This is a genomic window from Gordonia sp. (in: high G+C Gram-positive bacteria), from assembly GCF_049299075.1.
Taxonomy (GTDB): Bacteria; Actinomycetota; Actinomycetes; order Mycobacteriales; family Mycobacteriaceae; genus Gordonia.
Genome location: NZ_JBAQWU010000146.1, coordinates 1 through 8,785, shown reverse-complemented (window position 1 = coordinate 8,785; position 8,785 = coordinate 1). Strand labels below are relative to the sequence as shown.

The window sequence follows — 8,785 nt, the reverse complement described above, 5'->3', positions numbered from 1 at the left end:
GCCCATGCCAATGTGCAGGAGCTGGTGCTTCCGGCCGATCAGTTCCCCACCGGATTCACGGTGCAGGAAGTATCCACCGGCCAGGTCGAGCAGATTGCGCAGGAAATACTGAACACCACGAAGTCGGCGAAGTTCACGCCGAGCTCGTGCGCGCAGCTGAATCTGCTGCCGGAGAGGTTCGACGCCGACAAGGTCGGTCTCGCCGTTGCCACCAAAGGCGCCGAGGCCCTCTCCTCCAGCGTCGCCTCGTCCGGGGCCACCATCGCCAAGCAGCGAGCCAGCGTCACCGGCAAGTGCGCGAATATCGGCGCCCAGTTCACGGAGGGCGAACTGGCGGGGGCCAAGGTCAGCGTGAAGCAGGCGATCGTCACCGCGCCCCCGGTCAAGGCGAGCGACGTTCTGGTTGTCGACCAGCGCAGCAGTGTGGAGATGACCGGGATGCCTGCGAACGAGAGCCTGGCCCGCCTCGGGATGGCCGCAGTCAACGGCTACCTGGTGACCGTGCAGTACCGCAGCGCCGGCACCCAACCCGTCGACGAGGCCGTCTTTAACGAGGTCTTCGTCAAGGCGGTCAATCGGGTCGTCGAGAAGACGCGCTGACCGGGACGGCCGTCATGCCAGGCGGGTGATCCGCACCGACACGTCAAGCTCGGAACCTGCACCACCGGTGTAGATGCCTTTGACCGGGGGCACATCGGTGTAGTCGCGGCCGGTGCCGATGACGATGTGGTGATCGCTCACCAACTTGTCATTCGTCGGGTCGACGCCCCACCACCCGCCGGTCCACACTTCCACCCAGGCGTGGCTCTCGCCGTCGACGGTCTCGCCGACCTCTGCGTCGGCCTTCGGATGCAGGTAGCCCGATACGTAGCGTGCGGGAATGCCGAGGCTGCGGAGCATCGCCAGGGTGATGTGCGCGTAGTCCTGGCAGACGCCGGACCGATGCTTCCACGCGTCGGCGGCGGTGCTGTGCACCTCCGTAGTGCCCGGCATGTACGTCATCTCGTCATGCACTGCGGCGACGACCACTTCGGCGGCGATCGTCGGCGGTAGGTCGCCGGCTGCCTTTGCGGCGAACTTCGTCAGTTTGCCGGTATGCGGGGCATACGGCGTGGCCGTGAGCATCTCATCGAACTCGTCGAGTATCGGCGCCGACCGGAGCTGTTCCCAGGTCGTGTCGAGCCACTCGGTCGGGCGGGTGGCCGGTTCGGTCTCGACCACGGCGGTGCCGGTGATCTCCAGCCGATCGTGCGCGCCGTGCAGATCGAACGACACCACCTGCGTACCCCAGTAATCGGTGTACCGGTAGTGCCGGGCTGCCGGGGTGGTGTCGACGTGTTCGACGACGATGCTCTGGTGCCCGTCGTTGCGCGGGGTGAGCCGGGTTTCGTTGTAGGAGAGGGTGACCGGCTCGGTGTAGGTGAAGCCGGTGGTATGCACCACGCGCAGCCGGGCGGTCATCGGTTGGCCTCCCCGTCGTGCCCCACCGCAAGGCCGGTGTCGGTCCACGACACGTAGGGCGCGAAGTGGAAGTGCTCCTCGGCGATGGACTCGCTCACCGCTCGGCAGGTTTCCTGCAGGCCCAGGAGCCGCTCGGGCAGCTCCCGCAACAGGGCGGACGGGTCGATGAACTCCAGCGTGCTGCGGGCCCGGCCGAGCAGGGTGAGCGCGCGAGATTGGCCGCCGACCCGATCGGGTCGGTGATCGAGTTCGGCGAGATTGCGTTCGGCCACTTTCAGCGTGTGAAAGACCGAGCGCGGGAACAGGCGGTCGAGCACCATGAATTCGGCGACGTTCTCGGCGTTCACCGCACCGCGGTAGGTGCGGATGTACGTGTCCTGCGCGCCTGCGGCGATCAGCACGCTCATCCACGACGGCGAGCTGGCGCGGTCGCCGGAACGGGACAGCAGCATGCGCGCGATCATGTCGAGGCGTTCGATGGACCGGCCAACCAGCAGGTAGCTGTGTCCACCGTCGTGGCTGAGGGTCGCGTCGGCCAGACCGGCGAACATCGCGGCGCGGCCTTTGATGTGGGTGAGGAAGTCGTGCGGGCCGAGGCGGCGGGCGCGGCGCTCGGCCTCCCCGAGCCCCATATAGGTCGCGTTGAGACATTCCCACATCTCGCTGGAGATCACTTCCCTGGCGCCCCGGGCGTTTTCGCGCGCGGCGGTCAGCAGGCCGACGATTGATCCGGGGTTGGAACTGTCGTACGCGACGGAGTCGGCCAGGCTCCACACCGAGTGCGGGCTGTGCCCGGCGTCGAAGCCGAGGACCGCCATCACGTGCCCGACCATGTGATCGGTGTCGACGGTCGGATCCTCCAGCAACTGCTGTACGGCGACGTCCAGAATGCGCGCCATATCGTCAGCGCGCTCGACGTATCGACCGATCCAGAATAGTGAGTCGGCATTGCGCGCCAGCATCATCGAACTCCCTCCGTCAGCACCTGCTGTTGCTGCTGCTGTTGCTGTTCGACGGACACCGACGGGGGCGGCTCCATCGGCGGCGGCACGACCACCGGTGGCAGATCGACGTCGTCGAGTGCGTCGCCGACGCCTTCGGCCTCCTCCGTGGAGGACGGCGTGGTGAGCACCCAGGTGTCCTTCGAGCCGCCACCCTGGGACGAGTTGACCACCAGGGATCCTTCGGTCAGTGCGACGCGAGTGAGGCCGCCGGGGAGCACCCATACCGACTCGCCGTCGTTCACGGCGAACGGCCGCAGGTCGACGTGCCGCGGTTTCAGGGTGTCGCCGACCATCGTGGGATTGGTCGAGAGCTGGACCACCGGCTGGGCGATCCAGCCGCGCGGGTTGGCCCGAATCTTGGCGATCAGTTCGGCGAGCTCGTCGCGCGTCGCCTGGTGCCCGAAGACGATTCCGTAACCGCCGCTGCCTTCGACGGGTTTGATCACGAGCTCGTCGATCCGCCCGATCGCCTCCTCGCGCTCGTCGGGGAGCCAGCACCGGAGCGTCTCGACATTCTTGATCAGCGGCTTCTCGTTGAGGTAGTAGCCGATGATGTCCGGGACGTAGGTGTACACCAGTTTGTCGTCGGCCACCCCGTTGCCGATGGCGCTGGAGATCACCACGTTGCCGTCGCGGGCGGCGTTCACCAGGCCGGCGACGCCGAGGACCGAGTCGGGCCGGAACTGCAGCGGGTCGAGGTAGATGTCGTCGATCCGGCGGTAGATCACGTCGACGCGGGTCTCGCCGTCGGTGGTGCGCATGTAGACGATGTTGTCCCGGCAGAACAGATCGCGGCCCTCGACCAGCTCCACACCCATCTGGCGGGCGAGGAGGCTGTGCTCGAAGTAGGCGGAGTTCGCGACGCCGGGAGTCAGCACCACCACCGTCGGATCGGTGACATTCGACGGTGCCGACGCCTGCAGGGCGCGGTGCAGATGGCGCGGGTACTCGCGCACCGCACGGACCCGGTGGGTGGCGAACAGGTCGGGGAAAATGCTGGCCATCGTGCGGCGGTTCTCCATCACATAGGAGACACCGGAGGGGGAGCGCACATTGTCTTCCAGGACGCGCAGATCGCCCTTCTCGTCGCGCACCATGTCGATGCCGGCGACGTGGATCCGGACACCGTTGGGTGGACGGATGCCTGCGGCCTGCCGGTGGAAGTGCTCGCACGAGTAGATCAGCCGATGCGGGATCACGCCGTCGGCGAGGATGGCCTGCTCGCCGTAGATATCGTCGAGGAACATCTCCAGGGCCCGGACGCGCTGGGTGATCCCGGCTTCCAGTCGGGACCATTCGGTGGCACCGATGATCCGGGGCACCGGATCGAGGGGAAAGGGCCGTTCCTGCCCGGAGAGGGAGAAGGTGACGCCCTGATCGATGAAGGCGCGGCCCAGGGCATCCAGGCGGGCGACCAGATTGGCGGGTTCCAGTTCCGCGATGGCCGTCGCGATCCCGCGATAGGGCGGTCGTACCGAGCCGTCCGGGCGGAACATCTCGTCGAGGGCGAGTTGGTCCAGGCCGGCGTCGTAATGCGCGAAGGCGGCGGCACCGATAGCGGAGGACGACGGGTTCATAGACGAATCCTGCCCGACCGGGCGGGGTTGCGCGCGCCGAAAGTAGGACTACTGCGCAGTTGGAAACACAAATGAAACAGCCCGGCCCCGAAGCCCCGGGCGTAGGGGAGTTGCCTCAGCGGCGACGTGAAGTGACCAGGCCGGTCTCGTAGGCGTAGACAACGAGCTGGGCTCGATCACGACAGTGGGTCTTCATCATGGCTCGGTTGACGTGCGTTTTGACCGTGGCCGGGCTGATGAAGAGCCGTTCGGCGATCTGTTCGTTGCTCAGGCCGGTGGCGACCAGCGTGGTGAGTTCCCGTTCGCGAGCGGTGAGGGGAGCGTGCTCGTCGTCCTGCCGGACGGTGGCCGGAGTATGGGCGAGGAACCGTTCGATGACGGCGGTGGTGGCCAGCGGTGACAGCAACGACTCACCAGCGGCGATGGTGCGGATGGCGTCGATGAGGGCTGCGGGTTCAACACCCTTGCCCAGGAACCCCGAGGCGCCAGCTCGCAGCGCCTTGATGACGAGGTCCTCGGTTTCGAACGTGGTGAGGATGAGCACTTTGACCCCGGCCAGTGACTCATCGGCGGTGATCTGCCGGGTGGCTTCGATGCCGTCCATTTCGGGCATGCGGATGTCCATGACGACAACGTCGGCGCGTTCGGTGCGGACTCGTTCGACGGCCTCGATCCCGGTGGATGCTTCGCCGACGATCTCAACGTCAGCGATGGCGTCGAGGAGGAGCCGGAAGGTGGCCCGCAGGAGGGCTTGGTCGTCGGCCAGGAGGACTCGGATGGTCATGGAAGCTCCGTTACAGAGGAATCGGTGGGGGCCGTTTCGGTAGGCAGGTTGACGGTGACGACGAAATCGCCATCGACCTCGGTGGGACGTTCGAGGCGCAGCGTGCCGCCAGCTGAGTGGACGCGTTCGGTCATGCCCAGGAGACCGTGACCGGACCCAGTGGTGTTGATCGGGGCGTCGGCGGCGACGTGGTTGGCGACCCGGATCCTCAGGTGGTGCCCCGTCCACGTCAGGGCGACGTCGACGGGCTGGCCGGGCGCATGTTTGGCCGCGTTGGTGATCGCTTCCTGCACAATGCGGTAGGCGGCAAGGTCTGGGCCGGGCGCTAGCTCGGCGGGCGTCCCGGACTCGTGCAGGTGCACGTGAAGGCCCGCACCGCGAACCGTCGCGAGCAGCTCGGGCAGACGTTGCAGCGTCGGTAGTGGAGGCCGGGTCTGCTCGGTAGCCCCTGCATCGGCGTGCGGGTCGGCGCTGCGGATGTCGCCAGAATCGTCCAGGTGTGCAGCGTTGGGGTCTTGGTCAGGGTTGTCGGCGTGGCGCAACAGACCGACGATGGCGCGGAGCTCGTCGAGGGCCTGGCGGGTGTGGCGGGTCATGCCATCCAAGGCTTGGGCTGCCGCCGCGGGGTCACTGCGCAGGAGGTAGTCGGCGACGCCGGCTTGAGCGTTGACGAGGGTGAGGTGGTGGGCGAGCACATCATGCAACTCGCGGGCGATGCGGAGCCGTTCGGCTTCGACTTCCCGGTGAGCGAGGTCGAGCCGTTCCTGCGCGTCGCGGGCTATGCGGTCGCGGCGTCCGGCGACGAGGGCTCCGGCGAGGGTGCCGTCGAGGATGAGGTTGCTCATCACGAGGGCGGTCCACAGGTGGCCGGTCCCGCTCACAAGGATGGACACCATCGGCAGTACGAGGGCGGCGGCTGTCCCCGGTCCCCAGCGGCGACCGTCCGGGCGTACCGCGACGGCGTACGCGGCGACAGTGGTGGCGATGGGCACGGGCTGGTAGGCGGCGATGCCAACGGCCGCATCCCAGCCGGGGTCGAGCAGTGGCACGATGATGATCTGGGCGGCGGCGACGATGACAGTCGCGACCAGTACGGGTAGCGGCCACCGGCCGCGGACCGTCAGCGGCAGCCACCCCAGAACGGTGAACGCCAGCAGCGGCGCGCTGGGCGCGGTGGGGCCGTCGCCTTCGCGGAAGAACACGGTAAACAACATGAGGCCGAGCGCCACGAGAGTCACGGAGCGGTACACCCAGGAGCGACGTTGACAGTGGCGCTCCTGGAGTCCCTCCCGATGTGTGCTGGGCACGGGCGCTTCCTTTTCGGTGGTGCGGTACCGGTGGCGGCGCCGGGGGGCGTTCACTGTGGACCGGTCGAGTCTTCATCGTGCCGCACGCGCCGGCCCCGTGGCGTTATTCGCCGACTGCACGGACCGCCCCGGGGTAGGGCGGCCCGTGCAGTAGGCGGGTTCCTCGGTCTCAGCCCACCGGATGGTGAACCGGCTCCGGGGTTCGGGCGCCGGCGCCCACGCCAGTCATCGGCTCGACTCCGGGGTGTTCAGACATCTGCGGGCCGCGTTGCCGGGCGGAGTCTTCACTCGTGCGGTCCAGTGCGTGTCCCTCGGTGTCGATGTGCGGCAGCACTTTGTCCAGCCATGTCGGCAGCCACCAGGCGGACTTGCCCAGCAAGGACATCAGTGCAGGCATGAGGACGAGGCGAACGATGAAGGCGTCCGCGATCACACCCACCATGAGCCCGAACCCGATCGACGCGGCGATTGTGAAGGTCGCCGAAGCGAAGCCCGCGAACACGACGGTCATGATGGTCGCGGCGGCGACCAGGACGGGTGCGGCTCGGGAGAAGCCTTCGATGATCGCGTCCTTCGGCGTCATACCCCGGTCGTACATCTCCTTGATTCGCGAGACCAGGAACACTTGGTAGTCCATGGCCAGGCCGAACATCACGCCGACCAGAAGGATCGGAAGCAGGCTCATCATGGGGTCGCCCTGAGCGGCCTGGATCAGCGGGAAGTTCCACCCCCACTGGAAGACGGCGGTGCTAGCACCGAAGGCGGCCAGGACGGAGAGGAGGTAGCCGACGGTGGCGATCACCGGAATGAGGATCGAGCGGAACATCAGCACGAGTAAGGCCATCGAGATCAGCACGATGACGATGATGTACTTGATGAGCGCCTCGTTCAGGGCGGCAGTTTGGTCGATGCCGATCGCCGCCTCGCCAGTGACCTCGAGGGTGACGCCGTCGACGATGGTGGTGCTGTTGTCGCGGATCGTGTGGACGAGGTCTGTGGTGGAGTCGTCGATCGGTCCACCGGTCGGGATCACCGTCACTCGGGCAAGGTTGCCGCTCTCACTCATTTGGGTCGGGGTCACGCTGGAAACGCCGGGCATCTGGGCGAGAGCCGAGGTGAGGGCGTCGGTACTGCTTGCCACATCCTTGCCCTCGGCCAGGACGATCAGGGGGCTCTGAACGCCGCCGAGCTCGTCGAGGACGAGGTTGTACGCCGTGCGCTCAGTCGATTCTGGGTCAGCTCCGCCGGGGACGCTGAAGGCGGTCTTCATGCTGAGCATCGGCGCGGCGACGAGGCAGAGGATGCCGACTCCCGCGACGAGGCAGGCGATCGGACGATTCACGACGAAGGTGCCCCACCGGCGGGCCAGACCGGGGGTGGTCGGAGTGTTGTCGTCGAGCAGGCGTCCCTCGGCAAGGTCGCGACGGTGCCGTTTGGGGAGGGCCTTGACTCCCATGGTCTTGAGGAGAACCGGAAGCAGAGTGAGCGACATCAGGACGGCAATGACGACGGCGAATGCCGCACCGAATCCCATCGCGGTGATGAAACCGATCCCGGCGACCAACAGTGCCACCAGGGCCACGATCACGGTGGCGCCGGCGAACACCACGGCGGTTCCGGCGGTTCCGGTTGCCCGCGCGATGGCATCCTCGACGTTCCTGCCGCTGCGTAGCTCATGCTGGAAGCGGGAGAGGACGAAGAGCCCGTAGTCGATACCGACCGCGAGTCCGAGCATGGAGGCCAGAATGATCGCGTTCGCGCTGATGGCGCTGATCGAGCCGTACGCGAATATGCCGAGCAGGCCGACGCCTACCCCCACCCCCGCAGTGAGGAGGTTGGCGCCGGCAGCGCGCAACGTACCGAAGGTCAGTAGCAGCACGAGGAACGCCGCTAGTACGCCGATGATCTCCCCGATGCCCTGCTCTGAGCCCAACGGAACGAGGTTCCCCCCGAGTTCGACGCCGAGGTCAGCGGGCGCAGACTCCTGAAATTTCAGCGCGGCCTCGTAAGCGACCTCCTGCTCGGTGTCGTCAAGTCCCACGTATGTCAACGTCGACACCGCGAGCGTGCCGTCCGGTGAGCTATAGCGGCCGTTCGGGTCGAACGGATCGCTGACCGTGCCTACGTCAGGCAGCGAGCCGGCCTCCTGTACCACCGCACGGATTTCCTCGGCAATAGCTGGATCGGACACCGAGCCGCCCGCTGGTTGGAAGACCAGCTGCAGTTCCTGCGTTCCCTCGCCGCCACCTGCTGAAGGGAACTCCTGGTCCATGCGTTCGAGGGCTTGAGTAGCGCGCGACCCCGGAATAGTGTCCTCGGCGGAATCACCCATCCCGTTGACGGCGATCATGCCCGTCAGGCCGAGCAGGACCGCGAGCCAGACTCCCACCACCACCATCCGGTGGCGGGCACTGAACCGCCCCAACTTTGCAAGGAACGTAGACATCGGTATTCAAGCCTTTCGTGGCGCGACGCGGGTTTTGACTGCACTCTCAGTCTCCGAGAAGGCGTGCCTACGCGCGTCGTCCCAGCGCGGTGTTTGGTCCTACCGCAACTGCGGTACGCCTGCCGGGAAGAGCCGCGGTCCTTCGACCCCTCGACGGGCTCGGGGTGAACCCGACACCGTCGGCTCGCCGAACCATTCGACAGAAG

The 8,785-nt window shown here is 66.9% G+C and carries 7 protein-coding genes; 1 reads left to right on the top strand and 6 read right to left on the bottom strand.

Features of this window, described 5'->3' with window-relative positions; translation table 11 throughout:
* A partial coding sequence (locus WAW85_RS04990) for a hypothetical protein (protein ID WP_422558540.1) occupies positions 1-600 on the top strand: 600 nt, incomplete at its 5' end.
* Between the two features lie 12 nt (positions 601-612).
* Here WAW85_RS04990 and WAW85_RS04985 read toward each other — a convergent pair.
* The 6 genes from WAW85_RS04985 to WAW85_RS04960 form a co-directional block, all read right to left on the bottom strand.
* Positions 613-1,461 (bottom strand): transglutaminase family protein, encoded by an 849-nt coding sequence (locus WAW85_RS04985; protein ID WP_422558539.1) that lies wholly within the window; start codon positions 1,459-1,461, stop codon positions 613-615.
* On the bottom strand, positions 1,458-2,426 hold the full coding sequence (locus WAW85_RS04980) for an alpha-E domain-containing protein (RefSeq protein WP_422558538.1): 969 nt from the start codon (positions 2,424-2,426) through the stop codon (positions 1,458-1,460). The genes WAW85_RS04985 and WAW85_RS04980 overlap by 4 nt, the downstream gene beginning before the upstream one ends.
* Positions 2,423-4,042 carry a circularly permuted type 2 ATP-grasp protein gene (locus WAW85_RS04975; RefSeq protein WP_422558537.1) on the bottom strand — a complete coding sequence of 540 codons (1,620 nt, stop codon included), beginning with the start codon at positions 4,040-4,042 and terminating at the stop codon, positions 2,423-2,425. Before WAW85_RS04975 ends, WAW85_RS04980 begins: the two co-directional genes overlap by 4 nt.
* Before the next feature lie 115 nt (positions 4,043-4,157).
* Positions 4,158-4,826 (bottom strand): response regulator transcription factor, encoded by a 669-nt coding sequence (locus WAW85_RS04970; protein WP_422558536.1) that lies wholly within the window; start codon positions 4,824-4,826, stop codon positions 4,158-4,160.
* Positions 4,823-6,064, bottom strand: a complete 1,242-nt coding sequence (locus WAW85_RS04965; protein ID WP_422558535.1) for a sensor histidine kinase — start codon at positions 6,062-6,064, stop codon at positions 4,823-4,825. Before WAW85_RS04965 ends, WAW85_RS04970 begins: the two co-directional genes overlap by 4 nt.
* A gap of 238 nt (positions 6,065-6,302) precedes the next feature.
* Complete coding sequence (locus WAW85_RS04960; protein WP_422558534.1) at positions 6,303-8,579, bottom strand: MMPL family transporter; 2,277 nt, start codon at positions 8,577-8,579, stop codon at positions 6,303-6,305.
* Positions 8,580-8,785: the final 206 nt, after the last annotated feature.